General features: G+C 75.3%; 14 protein-coding genes. 5 read left to right on the top strand and 9 right to left on the bottom strand.

Annotated features, from left to right (window positions below; genetic code table 11):
* Positions 1–45 precede the first annotated feature (45 nt).
* Positions 46–1407 carry a hypothetical protein gene (locus Q1V71_RS09205; RefSeq protein ID WP_300643109.1) on the top strand — a complete coding sequence of 454 codons (1362 nt, stop codon included), beginning with the start codon at positions 46–48 and terminating at the stop codon, positions 1405–1407.
* Between the two features lie 19 nt (positions 1408–1426).
* Here Q1V71_RS09205 and Q1V71_RS09200 read toward each other — a convergent pair whose 3' ends face one another.
* From Q1V71_RS09200 to Q1V71_RS09170, 7 genes are read right to left on the bottom strand one after another with little or no spacing between them, the layout of a single operon-like run.
* Positions 1427–2479, bottom strand: a complete 1053-nt coding sequence (locus Q1V71_RS09200) for an NAD(P)-dependent oxidoreductase (RefSeq protein WP_300643107.1) — start codon at positions 2477–2479, stop codon at positions 1427–1429.
* Positions 2479–3342: an S-methyl-5'-thioadenosine phosphorylase gene (locus Q1V71_RS09195; RefSeq protein WP_300643105.1), complete on the bottom strand. Its 864-nt coding sequence runs from the start codon at positions 3340–3342 to the stop codon at positions 2479–2481. Before Q1V71_RS09195 ends, Q1V71_RS09200 begins: the two co-directional genes overlap by 1 nt.
* Before the next feature lie 5 nt (positions 3343–3347).
* Positions 3348–4622, bottom strand: coding sequence for an MFS transporter (locus tag Q1V71_RS09190; RefSeq protein ID WP_300643103.1), 1275 nt, complete (start codon positions 4620–4622; stop codon positions 3348–3350).
* Positions 4619–4813: a DUF3046 domain-containing protein gene (locus Q1V71_RS09185; protein ID WP_300643101.1), complete on the bottom strand. Its 195-nt coding sequence runs from the start codon at positions 4811–4813 to the stop codon at positions 4619–4621. Before Q1V71_RS09185 ends, Q1V71_RS09190 begins: the two co-directional genes overlap by 4 nt.
* 42 nt (positions 4814–4855) lie before the next feature.
* On the bottom strand, positions 4856–5668 hold the full coding sequence (locus tag Q1V71_RS09180) for an ABC transporter permease (RefSeq protein ID WP_300643099.1): 813 nt from the start codon (positions 5666–5668) through the stop codon (positions 4856–4858).
* The gene (locus Q1V71_RS09175; protein WP_300643098.1) at positions 5668–6495 is read right to left on the bottom strand and encodes an ABC transporter permease; all 828 of its coding nucleotides are present in this window, start codon (positions 6493–6495) and stop codon (positions 5668–5670) included. The genes Q1V71_RS09180 and Q1V71_RS09175 overlap by 1 nt, the downstream gene beginning before the upstream one ends.
* Positions 6495–7421 carry an ABC transporter ATP-binding protein gene (locus Q1V71_RS09170; protein WP_300643468.1) on the bottom strand — a complete coding sequence of 309 codons (927 nt, stop codon included), beginning with the start codon at positions 7419–7421 and terminating at the stop codon, positions 6495–6497. Before Q1V71_RS09170 ends, Q1V71_RS09175 begins: the two co-directional genes overlap by 1 nt.
* A gap of 91 nt (positions 7422–7512) precedes the next feature.
* On the opposite strand from Q1V71_RS09170, the gene Q1V71_RS09165 reads away from it, so the two are divergent.
* Together Q1V71_RS09165 and Q1V71_RS09160 are read left to right on the top strand one after the other, a co-directional pair.
* Positions 7513–8226, top strand: a complete 714-nt coding sequence (locus Q1V71_RS09165) for a hypothetical protein (RefSeq protein WP_300643096.1) — start codon at positions 7513–7515, stop codon at positions 8224–8226.
* A 23-nt stretch (positions 8227–8249) separates the two neighbouring features.
* Complete coding sequence (locus Q1V71_RS09160) at positions 8250–11195, top strand: crotonase/enoyl-CoA hydratase family protein (protein WP_300643094.1); 2946 nt, start codon at positions 8250–8252, stop codon at positions 11193–11195.
* Positions 11196–11430: 235 nt separating this feature from the next.
* On the opposite strand, the gene Q1V71_RS09155 is transcribed toward Q1V71_RS09160, so the two are convergent.
* Both Q1V71_RS09155 and Q1V71_RS09150 read right to left on the bottom strand, forming a co-directional pair.
* A complete protein-coding gene (locus Q1V71_RS09155) occupies positions 11431–11844 on the bottom strand; it encodes a hypothetical protein (protein ID WP_300643092.1) in 414 nt (137 codons plus the stop codon).
* Entirely contained in the window at positions 11841–12620 is a 780-nt protein-coding gene (locus Q1V71_RS09150; protein ID WP_300643090.1) for a class I SAM-dependent methyltransferase, read from the bottom strand. Before Q1V71_RS09150 ends, Q1V71_RS09155 begins: the two co-directional genes overlap by 4 nt.
* Positions 12621–12674: 54 nt before the next feature.
* Between Q1V71_RS09150 and Q1V71_RS09145 the strand changes: the two genes are divergently transcribed.
* Positions 12675–17342 carry an ATP-dependent helicase gene (locus Q1V71_RS09145; protein WP_300643088.1) on the top strand — a complete coding sequence of 1556 codons (4668 nt, stop codon included), beginning with the start codon at positions 12675–12677 and terminating at the stop codon, positions 17340–17342.
* Positions 17342–18139, top strand: coding sequence for a DNA-formamidopyrimidine glycosylase family protein (locus Q1V71_RS09140; RefSeq protein ID WP_300643086.1), 798 nt, complete (start codon positions 17342–17344; stop codon positions 18137–18139). The genes Q1V71_RS09145 and Q1V71_RS09140 overlap by 1 nt, the downstream gene beginning before the upstream one ends.
* Positions 18140–18148: the final 9 nt, after the last annotated feature.

Genomic DNA, 18148 nt, shown 5'->3' with positions numbered 1-18148 from the left:
CCGGGACCCTCCGGACGGGTGTCGGCCGTGGATACAGTCGCCGCCATGACGACCTCGCGGGCCGCCTGGACCGGGGTCGTGGTGACCGCCCTGCTGGTCGTCGCGGCGTTCACGCTCCCGCACCTGCTCGACTGGGAGGTCAACACCCGGGCGCCGCGCTCGCAGGTCGACGAGGTGCTCTCGCCGCCGTTCCACGGCTGGTGGGCGCCGCAGTGGTTCGGCCCCGGGACGCTGCCGGCGCTGGTGCTGGGCCTCGGGGGCTGGTGGTGGGTCGCCCGGTGGGCGCCGGGCGCCGGCTGGCGACCGCTGCTGCTGGCGACGTACCTCCTCGCGCTGGGCTGGTGCCTCTCCCTGGCGCTGGTCGACGGCCCCGAGGGCCTGTCGCGGGTGCTGGGCAACCCGGTGGAGTACCTCCCGACCGCGCGCGAGGTCGACGACGTCGGCCTGCTGCTGCGGGAGTACGTCGAGCGGATCTCCTACGACGCGGCGCCGCGCAACTGGCCCACGCACGTGGCCGGGCACCCGCCGCTGATGCTGCTGTTCTTCGTCGGGCTCGTGCAGGTCGGGCTCGGCGGCGACCTCGCCGCCGGGGTGGTGGTGACGGTCGTGGGTGCCTCGATGCCGGTCGCCGTCCTGGTCGCACTGCGGGCCCTGGGGGTGGAGGGCGTGGCCCGCCGGGTCGCGGTGCCGCTCGCCCTCTCCCCCGCCGCCGTCTTCGTGGCGGTCTCAGCCGACGCCGTGATCGGCGCGGTGGTCGCGTGGGGCCTGGCCTGCCTCGCGCTCGCCACCCGCAGCACCCCCCGGGCCCGGCTGTGGGCGGTCCCGGCCGGGCTCGTCCTCGGCTGCGCGGTGCTCATGTCCTACGGCATGCCGCTCGTCTGGCTGGTCGCGCTGGCGGTCATCACGGTCGGCGGGGCCTGGCGCACCTCGGTGCTGCCGGTCGCGGTGGCCGCCGCGTGGGTGCCGGTCCTCGGCTTCGCCGCGGCCGGCTTCGCGTGGTGGGAGGCCTACCCGGTGCTGCACGACCGCTACTGGGAGGGCATCGCGGCCGACCGCCCGGCCTGGTACTGGCTGTGGGGCAACCTCGCCGCCCTCGCCGTGGTGCTCGGACCCATGGCGTGGGCGGGCCTGGCGGTGCTCCTCACGCGGGTGCGGGCCCTCGCTCGGCGGACGCTGGATCCCGAGCAGCGCGCCGTGGTCCTGCTGGCCGGGGCCATGCTGCTGGTGGTCCTGGCCGCCGACGCCTCGCGGATGAGCAAGTCGGAGGTGGAGCGGATCTGGCTCCCCTTCGTGCCGTGGCTGACGCTGTCCGTGGCGCTGCTGCCGGCCCGCTGGCGCTCGCCGGCGCTGCTGGCCCAGGTCGTCACGGCGCTGCTGGTGCAGCACCTGCTCTACACGACCTGGTGAGCGGCGACCCGCGCGCCGCTCAGGCGCGCAGGGGCGCCGTGGCGAAGGCCGGCAGCCCGTCCTCGGGCAGCACCTGCGCACGGAAGCCGAGCTCGTCGGCGGCCCGCTGCGGCGAGGCCACGACGTGCCGCACGTCGCCGAGACGGTAGCCACCGGTGACCTCCGGGGCGATGTCGCGACCGGTGCCGCGGGCCACCAGCTCGGCGACCTGCCGGATGCCGACCGGGTGCCCCGAGGCCACGTTGTAGGCGCGGTGGCTGCCGGGCTCCGCGGCAGTGACCGCGTCGAGGGCGGCCAGGTTGGCGCGCGCGACGTCGTCGACGTGCACGAAGTCCCTCATCTGCGCCCCGTCCTCGTAGACCTGCGGCGCCTCGCCGCGCTCGAGGGAGGAGCGGAACATCGCCGCGACCCCGGAGTACGGCGTGTCCCGCGGCATCCCCGGCCCGTAGACGTTGTGGTAGCGCAGCGAGATGCCCGCGGCGTCGGCCTGGCGCGCCCACGCGATCGCGTAGTGCTCCTGGGCGACCTTGGAGGCGGCGTAGCTCGAGCGCGGCTCGAGCCGGGCGTCCTCGTCGACCAGCGCCCAGCCCAACGCTCGCCCGCAGACCGGGCAGGGGTTCTCGAACCGGCCCGCCTCGAGGTCGGCCCGCGAGCGCACGCCCGGCGGCTGCTCACCGTGCTCGGTGCACTCGTAGCGACCCTCGCCGTAGACCACCATGCTCGAGGCCTGCACGAGCCGGTCCACGCCCGCCTCGTGCATGGCAGCCAGCAGCGCGGCGGTGCCGAGGTCGTTGTGGGCGGCGTACGCCGGCAGGTCCGCGACCCGCACGCCCGCGCCGACCACGGCGGCCTGGTGGCACACCACGTCGACCCCCGCCAGCAGCCGGGCCCACTCCAAGCCGTCCGCCGCGTCGCGCACGTCGAGGTGGTGGGTGCCCTCGGGCGGGGCGGCGGCGCCGTGCGCCATCTCGAGCATCAGGTCGACGCGGACGACCTCGTCGCCGCGGTCCTCGAGCGCGCGGGCCACGGCGGCCCCGATGAAGCCGGCCGAGCCGGTGAGCAGGACCCGCATCAGCCGGCGCCGTCGGTGCGGGCCTCGGTGGCCAGCTCGGGCGTGGGGATGTCGTACGTCGGCTCGACGCCGTCCAGCCAGGACGCGCACGTGCAGCCGGTCGGGTCGGGCAACGCCGCGATGGTGGCCGCCAGCAGCCCGGTGAGCCGCTCGAGGTTGGCCCGGAACAGGGCGAAGACCTCCTCCTGGCCCACGCCCGACCCCTCCTCGGCCCCGGCGTCCATGTCGGTGACCAGGGCGATCGAGGCGTAGCACTGGCCCAGCTCGCGGGCCAGCGCTGCCTCGGGCAGCGCGGTCATGTTGATGAGCGTCCAGCCCTGCGCGGCGTAGGAGCGCGACTCCGCGCGGGTGGAGAAGCGCGGACCCTCGATGACGACCATCGTGCCGCCGTCGACCAGGTCGGGTCCGGCGGACAGTGCCGCGCGGCGCAGCCCCGGGCAGTAGGGGTCGCCGAAGGGCAGGTGCACCGCGCCGGACTCGACGTAGGACGGGACCCGGCGGTAGGTGCGGTCGACCAGCTGGTCGGGCACCACCACGTCGCCGGGGGCGACCTCCTCGCGCAGCCCGCCGACCGCGCAGGGGGCGAGCACCTGGCGCACTCCCAGGGAGCGCAGCGCCCACAGGTTGGCGCGGGCGGGGATCGCGTGCGGCGGGAAGTCGTGGTGGACGCCGTGCCGCGGCAGGAACGCGACCCGACGTCCCGCGACGGTGCCGAGCGAGATCGGCGCCGACGTCTCGCCGTAGGGCGTGCTGACCATGACCTCCTCCGGGTCCTGGAGGAAGGAGTAGAAGCCGGTGCCGCCGATGACGGCGATGTCGGCGCGGTGCTGCGGGGTGGTGGTCGGGCCGTTGCTCTCGGGCATGGCGGTCACTGTGCCAGCCGCTCGCGACCCGTCCGGGCGAGCACCGCCGCGACGACCACGAGCAGGGCGAGGGCCAGCGAGCCGTGCGAGAGCGTGCCGTACCCGAACGCGCCCACGACGACGCCGGCCAGGCCGCCGGCGACCGCGGCACCGAGGTTCATCACGAGGTCCGCGGCGCCCTGGACGTCGGCGCGGGCGTCCAGCGGGGCGTGGTCGGCGATGAGCGTGGAGGCGGCGACGGTGCCGAAGGACCAGCCCAGGCCGAGCAGGAAGAGGCCCCCGAAGATCTGCCACGAGCTGCCCTCCGGCGCGGCGCCGGACAGCAGCAGCGAGAGGCCCAGCAGCCCGCCACCGATCCCGAGCACCGGGGCCCGGCCGATCCGGTCTGCCAGCCAGCCGACCACCGGGGAGAAGGCGAACATGCCCAGCACGTGCACGCTGATGACCACGCCGATGATCCGCAGCTCCGCACCCCCGTGCTCCATGTGCAGCGGGGTCATCACCATCACCGCGACCATCGCCGCGTGGCTGCCGACCAGGCCGAGGACGGCCGCGACGAGGACGGGCCGCTCGACCAGCGCGGCGCGCACGCGACCCCAGGAGGTGCCCGCGGGCTCGCCGGCGTCGGCGCCGGCGAGCGTCCTGGCGGTGAGGAGCGGGTCGGGGCGCAGCAGCGACCCAACGACGAGTGCCGCCAGCAGCATCGCGATCGCACCGAGCGCGAAGGGACCGGTCAGCTCGGGCAGGTCCAGCGCCCGCGCGAGCGCCGCGGCGGGGCCGGTCAGGTTGGGGCCGGCGACGGCGCCGATCGTCGTGGCCCAGACCACGACCGACAGGGCCCGGCCACGGTGGTGGGCCTCGGCGAGGTCGGTGGCAGCGTACCTCGCCCCGCTGTTGGCGGCCGTCGTGGAGCCGAGCAGCAGTGCGCCGAGGAGCAGCAGCGGCATCGAGCCGACGGCGCCCGCGAGGACCGCCAGCACCGCCCCGGCGGCGCCGAGGAGGTAGCCGGTCGCGAGACCCACCCGGCGACCGCGCCGGGCCATGACCCGGGCCAGGAGGTACGCCGCGACGGCCGCCCCCAGCACCTGGGCGGTCTGGGCGAGACCGGCCTGGCTCTCGCTGCCGGAGATGTCGCGCGCCAGCAGGGAGGCGGTGGCGATGCCGATCGTGATGCCGACCGCGCCGACGGCCTGCGTCAGCACCAGCACCCGCACCGTGCGGCGTTGCAGGGCCGCCTGGTCGATGGTCGCTGCGACGCCCGGGTCGGTGCCGGTGCTCACGCGAGGGTCGCCGGGAGGCCGAGGAAGCGGTGGACCTCGGCCCAGACCTCCTTGGGGGCGATGCCGGCGTCGAGCGCCTCCTGCGGGGTCCGCCCACCCAGCCCGGAGAGCACGGTCAGGGTCGCCCAGGACCGCGCCGAGGCGCCCCCGAGCGCGATGTCCATCCGCTCCCAGAACTCCGTGTGCCGCACCGGCACATCATGCACCGGGGCCCCAGCCGCACCACGAGGACCTCAGGTGAGCAGCAGCGAGTCCAGGCGCCGGCGGCACAGCAGCAGGCCGACCACCACCATGACGAGGAGGTAGACCACCGAGACGGCGGAGGCCCAGGTGACGGCACCGGTCGTGAGCTCGCGGCACAGCACCACGCCGCGGTAGAGGGGGGTGGCCTCGACGACCCAGCGCACGGCCCCGGGGTAGGCCGAGACCGGGAAGAAGGTCGCGGAGAAGAGGAACATCGGCAACGTGGCGAGGGTGACCAGCTCGAAGTCCTGCCACGAGCGCATCCAGGTGGTCAGCGCCATGCACACCGCGCCGAAGGCGGCCCCGATCAGCAGGGCGGCCGGCACGACCAGCACCGCCCACCACGAGGAGACGAGCCCCATCGCGAGCATCACCAGCAGGAAGCCCGCGGAGTAGGTCCCCCCGCGCAGCAGCGACCACGACAGCTCGCCGCGGGCGATGTCGAGGGTGGTCAGCGGCGTGGCCAGCATCTGGTCGAAGAGCTTGTTGTACTTCAGCTTGAAGAAGAAGTTGAACGTCGAGTCCAGCACCGAGCCGTTCATCGCCGAGGCCGCCAGCATGCCGGGCGCGACGAACTCGGCGTACGGCACCGTCTGGCCGTTGAACGTGAAGTCCCCGACCAGGGCACCCACCCCGACGCCGATGCTGAAGAGGTAGAGCAGCGGCTCGAGGAAGCCGGTGGCGAAGATGTACCAGGCGCGCCGGTAGGCCAGGAAGTTGCGGTAGAGCAGCATCCCGGTCGCCTCGCCGGCCGAGAGGCTGCGGGCGGTGGAGCGCTGGACTCCTGTCAGCGTGAGGGCCATCAGACGACCATCCGTCGCTCGAGGCGGCGCAGCGCCCACCACCAGCCGAGCACGACCAGCCCGCCGAGGTAGGCCACGTGCACCAGTGCCGGACCGGCCTCCAGCGTGCCGAGCGTGAGCATCCGGGTCAGGTCGACCCCGTGCCACAGCGGAGTCAGCACCGCGAGGGTCTCCAGCGGCTGGTCGAGGTTGGCGACCGGGAAGAAGGCGCCGGAGAAGAGGAAAAGCGGGATCATCCCGAGCCGGAAGACGAGCGCGAAGGCGCTCTCGTCCTTCAGCCCGGCGGAGAAGGCGTAGATCGGCGCGGCGAAGGCCAGGCCGATGAGCACCTGCGCGGGGAACGCCAGCAGCACGCCCCACCACGACTCGTGCACCCCGAAGGGCGTCACCACCGCCAGGAAGACCGCGGCCGTCACCGCCACCCGGAAGGCGACGAACCCCAGGTGCGCCAGCACCACGTGCGGCACGGCCAGCGGCCCGGCGGTCATCGCGTAGTAGGTCTTGTGCCACTTCACCATGCCCATGACGGGGTAGGTCACCTCGCCGAAGACCGTGGTCATCGACTGCGCGGCGACCATGCCCGGCACCACGAAGGCGAGGTAGCTGGTCGCGCCCTCCAGGGTCGCGGGGTCGGCCTCCACGAAGCCGCCCAGCAGCACGCCCATCGCCAGGACGTAGAGCAGCGGCACGACGAAGGAGGAGACCGCGCTCCCCTTCCACGTACGCCGGTAGGCGGTCGTCCAGTAGTCCAGCAGTCGCAGCGCACCGTCGAGGGTGCTGCGCGGCGCGGTGCCCGGGCTGGGCCTCCCGATCGGCTCGGTCGCCATCAGTCGACCAGGGTCCGGCCGGTAAGCCGCAGGAAGACGTCCTCGAGCGTGGAGCGCCGCACCAGCGTGGCGATCGGCTCGAGCCCGCGCTCGTGCACCTTGGCCATCGTCTCCTCGCCGTCGTGGGTGTAGAGCAGCAGCCGGTCGGGCAGTACCTCGACCCGCTCGGCGAGGTCGGCGACGCTCTCGGCGAGCGGCTCGTGCGTGCCTCCCTCGGCCGCGACCGGGAAGCGGAGCTCGGCGACCTCGCGGGTGGAGTGCTCGGCGATCAGCGCCAGCGGCGAGCCCTCGGCGACGATCAGCCCCTTGTCCATCACCACGAGCCGGTCGGTCAGCTGCTCGGCCTCGTCCATGTAGTGCGTGGTCAGCACCAGCGTGACGCCCTGCTGCTTGAGCCGGAAGAGCCGGTCCCACACCACGTGCCGGGCCTGCGGGTCCAGGCCCGTGGTGGGCTCGTCGAGCAGCAGCAGCTCGGGCGAGTTCACCAGCGAGCGGGCGATGGTCAGGCGCCGCTTCATGCCGCCCGACAGGTCGTCGACCATCGCCTTCGCCTTGTCGGTGAGCTGGACGAACTCCAGCAGCTCCTCGACCTTCTCGCGCACCTCGGCCTTGGGCAGCCCGAAGTAGCGGCCGTAGACGAACAGGTTCTCCCAGACCGTCAGCTCGGTGTCGAGGGTGTCCTCCTGCGGGCAGACCCCGATCCGGGCCCGGATCGCCGGCCCGTCGGTGGCGGGGTCCATCCCGAGGATGCGCAGCGTGCCGCCGCTGACCGGCGAGACCGCCGCGACCATCCGCATCGTCGAGGACTTGCCGGCGCCGTTGGGCCCGAGGAACCCGAAGGCCTCCCCCGGGCGCACGTCGACGTCGATGCCGCGCACCGCCTCGAAGCCGCCGAAGGACTTGCGCAGGTCGGCCGCGTGGATCATCGACCCGGGTTCCGAGAGCGTCACGGCGTCACCCTAGGTCCTCGTGCGGACAGCCTCCCGCAGGCGGGGTCGCGCGGCTAGGTTGACCGCCGTGACCGCGCTGACCCCCACCGACGACGACGCCGCCGTCCCCTCGTCCCGTGCCCCTCGGCCTGGGCTGTGGCCGCTGCTCGCCGTCCACGCCGGCCTGTTCGCCGGCGGTGCCGTGGCGCTCTCGCTCGACCCGCCGGCGCAGGGCTGGGGCGTGCTGGCCGTCGTGGCGGCGTACGTCGTCGCGCTGCTGCTCACCACCCGCGCGACCGGCCAGGCGGACCTGCACGCGCTCGCCGGCTTCCTCGTGCTCGTCTCGCTCTTCCAGGTGCTGCCGGACTGGGTGCTGGCCGACGTGGTCGGGACGCTGGCCTTCCCGGACCGCGGAGGTCCCCGCTTCGACGACGTGATCCCTCTGGCGATGATGCTCATGTGGGTGGCGCCGCTCTTCATCGCGCTGGCCCTCAGCGGTGGCAGCGCGGCCCGTGCGGCGCTGCTGGCCGGGCTGGTCTTCGCCGGCGCCGAGGTGCTTGCCCCGACGCTCGGGCTCTGGGAGCCGGTGGGCGACACGACCCGGGTCGTCGGCGTGGCGGTGTACGTCGTGCCGGCGGAGGTCGCCCTGGGCTGGGCCGCGGCGACCGCCTTCGCGCTGGTGCGGCACCGGCCGCTCGCCGTGCGCGCCGGGGCGGCCCTGGCGGTGTCGACGTTCTACCTCGGCGCGCTGGTCCTGGCGCACTTCGTGATCGACGTGGCGGACTGGACCATCACCACCTGAGGACACGTCCTACGCTCGCGCCCATGCCCCCGCTGCCGCCGTCCGTGAAGCGCGCCACCGCCACCGTCAGGACCCTCGCCCCCGTCCTCGGCCAGACCGCGAAGGTGGTCGCCGGGGACCTCGTCGGGAAGGTCCTCCCCGGCGCTGGCGGCAGCGCCCCGACCTCCGACGTCGTGGTCCCCGAGCCCGCCGGCGTGGCCGACTACTCCCGCCGCGTGCAGGGCCAGCGGCACCTGGCCGCCGCGCCCGCCGACGTGGTGGAGCTGCTCGGCGACCTCGACCGGCTGCACGAGTGGCTGGTGCTGCACCTGTCCTGGCGCGGCGAGCGGCCGGCCCGGATGGAGGTCGGCGCGACGCTGGTCCAGCAGATCTCGCTCATGGACATCCCCGCCCAGGCGCGGTGGACCGTCGAGCGTGCCGACGGGTCCGGCTTCGCACTGCGCGGCACCGGTCCGATGGGGATCACCGTGGGCCTGTGGGCCACCGTCGTGCCCGACGGCGCCGGGACGGTCGTGCGGATGGACGCCGCACTCGACGGCCCGCCGGTCAAGGGGCCCGTCGGGCTCACCGCCGTGCGCAGCGTCGAGGTCGCCCTGCGCGACTCGCTCGCCCTGCTGGCCGGGCTGCTCGAGGGCGGCGCGTCAGGGCGGCTGCGGGTCGCCGAGGAGCCGGTCGTGCACGAGCGCACGGGCACCCTGCTCGACCCGAGCACCCCGGTGGTCGTCGGCGTGGGCCAGGTCGTCCAGCGCACCCCCGACCTCGAGCACCCCGTCGAGCCGGTCGAGGCGATGGTGCGGGCGCTGCGCGCCGCGGAGCAGGACGCCGGGGTGGAGGTGCTGTCGCGAGCCGACCTGGTCACCGCGGTGCCGAGCGCCTCGTGGACCTACGGCGACCCGGCCGGCCTGGTCGCCTCCCTGGTGGGGGCCGAGGGCGCGGGGACCGTGCAGACCTCGCCGTACGGCGGGGACGGCGCGCAGCTGGCGATCAACGACGCCGCCGCCCAGGTGGCGGCCGGGGCCGCGCACGTGGTGCTGGTCTGCGGCGCGGAGGCCGGCGCCACCGTGGCCGCCCTGCAGTCGCAGGGCCGCGAGCCCGACTGGACCCAGCAGCCCGAGGACGCCGCCCCGGACCGGGTGATCGGGGTGGACCGCCCGGCCAACAACGAGGCCGAGACCGGCGTGGGCCTCGGTGCCCCGATCTACGTCTACGCCCTGCTGGAGTCCGCGCTGCGCGGCGCCTCCGGCGAGCAGGCCGAGGAGCACCGGCACCGGATCGCCGACCTCTGGGCCCGCCACAGCGCGATCGCCGCCGACAACCCCTATGCGTGGGACCCCACCGTCCGCACCGCCGAGGAGGTCGCGACCCCGACCCCGGCCAACCGCGCGGTCTCCGGGGACTACACCAAGCTGATGTGCGCCAACCTCCAGGTCGACCTGGCGGCCGGCGTGGTCGTCACCAGCGTGGCCGCGGCCCGGGCGCTCGGGGTGCCGCAGGACCAGTGGGTCTTCCTGCACGCCGGGGCCTCCGCCACCGACGAGTGGTTCGTCTCCGAGCGTGCCGACCTGGCCTCCTCCCCCGCCATCGCGGCTGCCGGCGCGGCGGTGCTCGAGCACGCCGGGATCACCGTCGACGAGCTCGGCCCGATCGACCTCTACTCCTGCTTCCCCGCCGCCGTGCAGCTCGGCGCGGCCGCCATCGGCTTGCCGTGGGACGACCCGGCCCGACCGCTGTCGGTGACCGGCGGGCTCACCTCTGCCGGTGGGCCCGGCAACGGCTACGGCCTGCACGCCGTCGCCACGATGGTGCCGGCCCTGCGCGAGCGGCCCGAGGAGTACGGCCTGTCGAGCTCGCTGGGGTGGTACGCCACCAAGCACGCCCTGGGCGTCTACTCCGCCACGCCGCCGCAGCGGCGCTTCGCCCACCTCAAGCCCGCCTTCGACCGGCCGGCGCCGCGCCCGGTGCGCACCGAGCTGGACGGCGAGGCGGTCGTCGAGGCCGTCACGGTCTCCCACGACCGGGAGGGTCGCAGCGAGGGCGCGATCGTCTCGGCGATCGCACCCGACGGTGCCCGCGTGCTGCTGCGCCTCGACTCCGACGAGGACCTCGCGCTGCTCACGGGCACGGACGCGCTGCGTCGTACGGTCCGGGAGGAGGGGGGTCGCCTCGTCCTCGGCGACGAGCGGGTCGACCTGCCCGAGGCGCCGCCCGCGCCGCTGCGCACCCACCGCGAGGGCGACGGCGTCCTGGTGATCACCCTCGACCGGCCGGAGGTGCGCAACGCGATCGACCTGCGCACCGCTCGCCTGCTCGAGCGTGCCGTCGACGACGCCGAGGCCGACGACTCCGTGCGGGTGCTGGTGCTGACCGGCGCCGGCCGCTCGTTCTGTGCCGGCATGGACCTGGCCAGCGCGGCGAAGGGGCAGTTCCCGGTCACCGAGCGCCGTGGCCCGCTCGGCCTCACGGCCGAGCCCCCGACCAAGCCGACGATCGCCGCGGTCGAGGGCGCGGCCCTGGCCGGCGGGTTCGAGCTGGCGCTGTGCGCCGACCTGGTCGTGGCCGCCGAGGACAGCACCTTCGGCCTCCCCGAGGTCAAGCGCGGCCTGCTCGCCGCCGCCGGCGGCCTGCTGCGCATCTCGACCCGGCTGCCCCGCGCCGTCGCGCTGGAGATCGCCCTGGTCGGCGACGCGCTCCCGGCCGCCCGGATGCACGAGCTGGGCCTGGTCAACCGGGTCGTCGCGCCCGGCGACGCGCTCACCGTCGCGCTCGAGCTGGCCGCCACGATCGCCGGCAACGCGCCGTTGTCGGTGCGCGTGGGCAAGCGGGTCGTCGAGGAGGCCCCGACCTGGCCGGCCGAAGACGCCTTCACGCGCCAGAGCGAGCTGGCCTCACCGGTGATCCTCAGCGATGACGCCAAGGAGGGTGTCGCCGCCTTCGCCGAGAAGCGCGAGCCGCGCTGGACGGGCCGCTAGGCCCGTCGGCGACGGCGTGTCCTGCGGATCTGGAGGTCCTGCACGGCACCAGCTTCGGGCCAGGACCTCCACATGCCTCGGCCAGCTCCGCGCGACGGCGGACGACGTGGGTTGGCTCGCAGCACCACCCCGGACCTGCCCACGCCCGCAGGGCAGGCGGACGGGTCGACGACTCCCGCCGTCCTCGGGCGACGGCGACGGGTGGCAGCCCGCCGGCGACGGGGGGGTCGCAGCCCTACAGGTGGTCGGGGACGATCAGCGCGTCGGGGTCCTGACGCGGCGGCATGTGGGAGAGCACCTCCTGCACCAGCCCGACCCGGTGGTCGAGGTAGGCCTCGCGGTCCTCCTCGGACTGGGAGTCCCACGAGCCGTCGCCCTGGGAGCGGTCCCACTCGGCGGCCAGCAGCGGGGCGGCGACCTGGGCGACGGTCTCGTCGTCGTACTCCGCGCGCGTGCCGGTCTCGACCACCACGTCGGGCAGGGCGACGAGCACCGGCAGGACCTGGTCGCCGACGAGGGTGAGGGTCTGGAAGCGCGCGAACTTCTCCATGCCGTCCCACAGCGCCTGCGCCTGCTCGGGGTCCTCGGCCAGGGCGGCGCGGACGGCGCCCTGCAGCGCCGCGGTCATCTCGTGCTCGGTGAACCTCACGCGGTCATCCTCCCCGGCCGCGTGCCCACGGCGAGCACCGCCTCGGTGCGGAACCGGAGCCGGTCGTCCTCGGCGAGCGCGCCCACCTCCACGTCGTACGCCGCCCGCAACCGCTCCCGGACCTCGACCGGCTGTCCGGCGACCGTCGCCCCGATCCCGCCGATCCCGGCGGCGGCGCCCTCCCACAGCTCGGCCAGCGGGCCGTCGTGGGTCCAGCCGACCTCGCGCGCCTCGACCTCCAGGCCGGCGCCGCGCAGCAGCCCGGAGAGGCCGTCGACCGTGCGCGGGAAGTCCAGGTGCTCCGACAACCGCACCCCGGGCGCGGCCACGACCCCCTCCGCGTCGAGGACGCGCTGCCACATCCGCGACTGCGCGGTGGCGCCGGAGGGCCAGATCGTCGCGACGACGCGGCCGCCGGGCGCTGTGACGCGCGCCAGCTCGGCAGCGGCGGCCCGGGGGTCGTCGACGTGGTTGAGCACGAAGCAGGCGACGACCACGTCGAACGCACCGTCCTCGAAGGGCAGGTCCGGGAGGCCGGCGGTGAAACCGGCCATGTCCGGGTCGGGGTCGACGGCCACGACGTGCGCGCCGGCGCCGCGCAGCGCCCGCGCCAACCGGCCGTCGCCCGCGCCGACGTCGAGCACCCGCCGCCCGGTCAGCGGCCGCACCGCCTCGAGCACCGCCGGGTGCGCTCCCGCGCACAGCCGCGCGCACGTGGCGGCGTACGCCGCTGCCTGACCCGGTCCGCCCCAGCCCCTCGCCGTCCCTGCTCCCATGCCTCCACCCTGTCAGGCGAGAGGACTGTCGGTGGGATCGGACAGGATGAGCCGGTGCCCGACACGCCCGACACCCTCGCCGCCCTGGAGCGGTTCAGCGAGCCCACGCGGACCTGGTTCCGCGCCGCGTTCGCCGAGCCGACCCCGGCCCAGGCCGGGGCGTGGGAGGCGATCGGGGCGGGCAAGCACGCGCTGGTCGTCGCACCGACCGGCTCGGGCAAGACCCTCAGCGCGTTCCTGTGGTCGCTCGACCGGCTGCTGACCGAGCCGCCCCCGGAGGACCGGCAGGAGCGCTGCCGGGTGCTCTACGTCAGCCCTCTCAAGGCGCTGGCCGTCGACGTCGAGCGCAACCTGCGCGCCCCGCTCACCGGCATCCGGGTGACCGCCGACCGGCTCGGCACCGAGGTGCCGGAGGTCGAGGTCGGCGTGCGGTCCGGCGACACCAGCGCCGCCGACCGCCGCCGGCTCTCGACCAAGCCGCCCGACATCCTCATCACGACCCCTGAGTCGCTGTTCCTCATGCTCACCAGCCAGGCGCGGGAGTCCCTGCGCGGCGTGCGCACGGTGATCATCGACGAGGTCCACGCCGTGGCGGGCACCAAGCGCGGGGCGCACCTCGCGCTGAGCCTGGAGCGGCTCGACGCGCTGCTCGACTCCCCCGCGCAGCGCGTCGGACTGTCGGCGACCGTGCGTCCGCTGGAGGAGGTGGCGCGCTTCCTCGGCGGGTCGGCCCCGGTGGAGATCGTGGCGCCGCCCTCCGAGAAGCAGTGGGAGCTCTCGGTCGTGGTCCCGGTCGAGGACATGACCAACCCCGGCGGTGTGGAGGGCTTCGACCCCGACGGGGGCCCCGACAGCAGCGAGCGCGGCTCCAGCCTCTGGCCGCACGTGGAGGAGCGGGTCGCCGACCTCATCGAGCAGCACCGCTCCACCATCGTCTTCGCCAACTCCCGCCGGCTCTCCGAGCGCCTCACCGCCCGGCTCAACGAGATCGCCGCCGAGCGCGCGGGAGTCGAGCCGGAGCCGGGCGACCTGGTCGCCCGCCGGCCCGGCGACCTGGAGGGCATGCCCGCCGAGGTGATGGCGCAGTCCGGGCGGTCCGAGGGCGCCGCCCCCGTGCTGGCCCGCGCCCACCACGGGTCGGTCTCCAAGGAGCAGCGCGCCCTCATCGAGGACGACCTCAAGCGCGGGCGGCTGCCCGCGGTCGTGGCGACGAGCAGCCTCGAGCTCGGCATCGACATGGGCGCGGTCGACCTGGTCGTGCAGATCGAGTCCCCGCCCAGCGTGGCCAGCGCGCTGCAGCGCGTCGGGCGCGCCGGGCACCAGGTCGGCGAGGTCTCACGCGGCGTGCTGTTCCCCAAGCACCGCGGCGACCTCGCCCAGACCGCCGTCTCCGTGCAGCGCATGCGCGGCGGGCTGATCGAGTCGATGAAGGTGCCGACCAACCCCCTCGACGTGCTCGCCCAGCAGCTGGTCGCCACGACCGCGATGGAGGCGTGGGACGTCGACGCCCTCTACGACCTCGTGCGCCGCGCAGCACCGTTCACGGGGCTGCCGCGCTCGGCGTACGACGCGGTGCTGGACCTGCTCACCGGGCGCTACCCCTCCGACGAGTTCGCCGAGCTGCGTCCCCGGCTGGTGTGGGACCGGGTGACGGGGCAGGTCACCGCGCGACCGGGTGCGCAGCGGCTGGCCGTCACCAGCGGCGGCACCATCCCCGACCGCGGCCTGTTCGGCGTCTTCCTGGTGGGCGGCGACACCGGCAAGGGCGGGGCCCGGGTCGGCGAGCTCGACGAGGAGATGGTCTACGAGTCGCGGGTCGGCGACGTCTTCGCCCTCGGGGCGACGTCGTGGCGGATCGAGGACATCACCCACGACCGGGTCCTGGTGACGCCGGCGCCCGGCATCCCCGGGCGGCTGCCGTTCTGGAAGGGCGACGGCCTGGGTCGCCCCGCCGAGCTCGGCCAGGCGGTCGGGCAGCTGATCCGCGAGCTCGGGTCGCAACCACGCAAGCAGGCCGAGCAGCAGGTCCGCGACCAAGGGCTCGACGCCTGGGCGGCCACCAACCTGGTCGACTACCTCCACGAGCAGCTCGAGGCCACCTCGGTCCTGCCCAGCGACACCACGCTGCTGGTGGAGCGGTTCCGCGACGAGCTCGGCGACTGGCGGCTGGTGCTGCACTCGCCGTACGGCACCCAGGTGCACGCGCCGTGGGCGCTGGCGATCAACGCACGGCTGCGCGAGCGCTACGGCGTCGACGGACAGGCCGTGGCCAGCGACGACGGCATCGTCATCCGCATCCCCGACACCGACGCCGAGCCCCCGGGCGCCGACGTCGTCGCCTTCGAGCCCGACGAGGTCGAGGACGTCGTGACCCAGGAGGTCGGTGGCTCCGCGCTCTTCGCCTCCCGCTTCCGCGAGTGCGCGGCCCGGGCCCTGCTGCTGCCGCGCCGCGACCCCGGTCGCCGCTCCCCGCTGTGGCAGCAGCGCCAGCGTGCCGCGGCCCTGCTCGACGTCGCGGTGAAGTACCCCTCCTTCCCCATCGTGCTCGAGGCCGTGCGCGAGTGCCTCCAGGACGTCTACGACCTGCCGAGCCTGGTCTCGCTGATGCGCAGGGTGGAGCGGCGCGAGGTGCAGGTCGTCGACGTGCCGACCCACGCCCCGTCGCCCTTCGCGCGCTCCCTGCTCTTCGGGTACGTCGCCCAGTTCGTCTACGAGGGTGACTCCCCCATCGCGGAGCGCCGCGCGGCCGCGCTCTCCCTCGACCAGGGACTGCTCGCCGAGCTGCTCGGGCGCGCGGAGCTGCGCGAGCTGCTCGACCCCGACGTGCTGGCGGAGGTCGAGGCCGAGCTGCAACGCACCGCCGAGGACCGCCGGGTGCGCGACGCCGAGGGGGTCGCCGACCTGCTGCGGCTCCTGGGCCCGCTCAGCACCGAGGAGCTCGCCGCGCGCGCGGTCGAGGGTGCCGACGTCATCGGCTGGGCCGAGCAGCTGGCCGACGCCCGCCGCGCCGTCGAGGTGCGGATGGGCGGGGAGGCCCGGTGGGCCGCGATCGAGGACGTCGGCCGACTCCGCGACGGCCTCGGCGTGCCGGTCCCGCCCGGCACCCCCGACGTCTTCACCGACCCCGTCGACGACCCGCTGGCCGACCTGGTCGCCCGGCACGCCCGCACCCACGGTCCGTTCACGGCCGAGGAGGTCGCCACCCGGCTCGGGCTCGGGGTCTCGGTGGTGCGGCTCACCCTGCAGCGGCTCGCGGCCCAGGGGCGGGTGCTCGACGGCGAGTTCCGTCCCGCCGGAAGCGGCAGCGAGTGGTGCGACGCCGAGGTGCTGCGGAAGCTGCGCCGCCGCTCGCTGGCCCGGCTGCGCAAGGAGATCGAGCCGGTCGAGCCCGAGGCGCTGGGCCGGTTCGGCACCGCCTGGCAGCACGTCACCGGGCGCCGAGGCCTGCGCGGCATCGACGGGCTCGTCGTGGCCATCGACCAGCTCGCCGGCTGCGCGGTGCCCGCGAGCGCGCTGGAGCCGCTGGTGCTGGCAGCCCGGGTCCGCGACTACGAGCCGGCCCTGCTCGACGAGCTGACCGCCTCCGGCGAGGTGCTGTGGGCCGGCCACGGGGCGCTCGGCGCCAACGACGGCTGGGTCTCGCTCCACCTGGCCGACCAGGCCCCGCTCACGCTCCCCGAACCGGTCCCCTTCGACCACACCGAGGCCGCCGAGGCCGTGCTGGCCGCACTCGCAGGCGGCGGTGCCTGGTTCTTCCGCCAGCTCGCCACCCAGGTCGAGGCCGCCGGGGTCTCGGTGACCGACGACGTCCTCGCCACGACGCTCTGGCAGCTGGTGTGGTCCGGCCGGGTCTCTGGCGACACGCTGGCGCCCCTGCGCGCGCTGGTCCGCTCCGGCGGCACCGCCCACCGCACCAAGCGTGCCCCCGCCCGCCCGCGGATGGCCTCCACCACCGGCACCGCCGGGCGGCTGCGTGCCGCGGGCGCGCGCACCGGGCCACCGCAGACCGCCGGCCGGTGGGCGCTGCTCCCCGAGCTCGACACCGACCCGACCCGGCGCGCCCATGCCGCGGCCGAGCACCTGCTCGACCGGCACGGCGTGGTCACCCGCGGCGCGGTCGCCAGCGAGCGGGTGCCGGGCGGCTTCGCCGCGGTCTACAAGGTGCTCGCCGCCTTCGAGGACTCCGGCCGCTGCCGGAGGGGGTACTTCGTCTCCGGCCTCGGTGCTGCGCAGTTCGGCACCGTCGGCGCGATCGACCGGCTGCGCACCTTCACCGACCCCGCGACCGGTCCGGATGCCGCCTCCGACGCCGAGGTGGTCGCCGTCGCGCTGGCCGCCACCGACCCGGCCAACCCGTACGGCGCGGCGCTGCCGTGGCCCGAGCGCCCGACCGCCGAGGACGGTTCCGGGAGCGGCAGTGGTCACCGGCCCGGCCGCAAGGCCGGCGCCCTGGTCGTGCTGGTCGACGGCTCGCTGGTGCTCTACGTCGAGCGGGGCGGCAAGACCTTGCTGACCTTCACCGACGACGCCGAGCTGCTCGGCCTGGGCGCCCGCTCCCTGGCCGAGGCCGCAGGCCGGGGCGCCCTGGGCCGGATGACGGTCGAGAAGGCCGACGGGGAGCCGCTCCTCGGCTCGGGCACCACCCCGCTGCGCACCGCCCTCACCGAGGCCGGCTTCGTCTCGACCCCGCGCGGGCTGCGCCTGAGCCCGGCGAGGCGCTGATGCCCGAGGGCGACACCGTCTACCGCGCGGCGCGGCTGCTGGACCGCGAGCTGTCCGGGCGCACGCTGACCGCGACCGACTTCCGCGTCCCCCAGCACGCGACGGTCGACCTCAGCGGCGGTCTCGTGCTCACCACCGCCTCGCGCGGCAAGCACCTGCTGACCCGGGTCGAGCACGAGGGCTCCGCCTGGACGCTGCACACCCACCTGAAGATGGAGGGCGCCTGGCGGGTCCTGGAGCACGGGCGCCGCTGGCCCCGGCCGACACACCAGGCCCGCGTCGTGCTGGAGACCGAGGCCCGGGTCGCCGTGGGCTTCAGCCTCGGGATCGTCGAGCTGCTGCCGACCGACGCCGAGCTCGGGGTGGTCGGCCACCTCGGCCCGGACCTGCTCGGCGCGGACTGGGACGAGACCGAGGCACTGCGCCGGCTGGGCGAGCAGCCCGACCGGGAGGTCGGCGACGCCCTGCGCGACCAGCGCAACCTCGCTGGGCTCGGCAACATGTACGTCGCCGAGCTCTGCTTCGTCTCCGGGGTCCACCCCCGGGTCCCGGTGGGCGACCTGCCGGCGCTGCCGCGGATGCTCCGCCGCGGCAAGCAGATGCTGGAGCTCAACAAGGAGCGCGCGGTCCAGTCGACCACCGGAGACCTGCGCGAGCGGGAGCGGATGTGGGTCTACCGCCGCGACCGCTCGCCCTGCCGACGCTGCGGCACGCCGGTGCGCGTGGACATGCAGGGGCCCGTGGGCCTGGAGCGAGCCATCTACTGGTGCCCGCGCTGCCAGCCGGAGCCGGGCTGACCTGAGCGG

This window comes from Nocardioides sp. (assembly GCF_030149505.1).
In the GTDB taxonomy this organism is placed as follows: domain Bacteria; phylum Actinomycetota; class Actinomycetes; order Propionibacteriales; family Nocardioidaceae; genus Nocardioides.
This window is presented reverse-complemented; position numbering and strand designations above follow the sequence as displayed.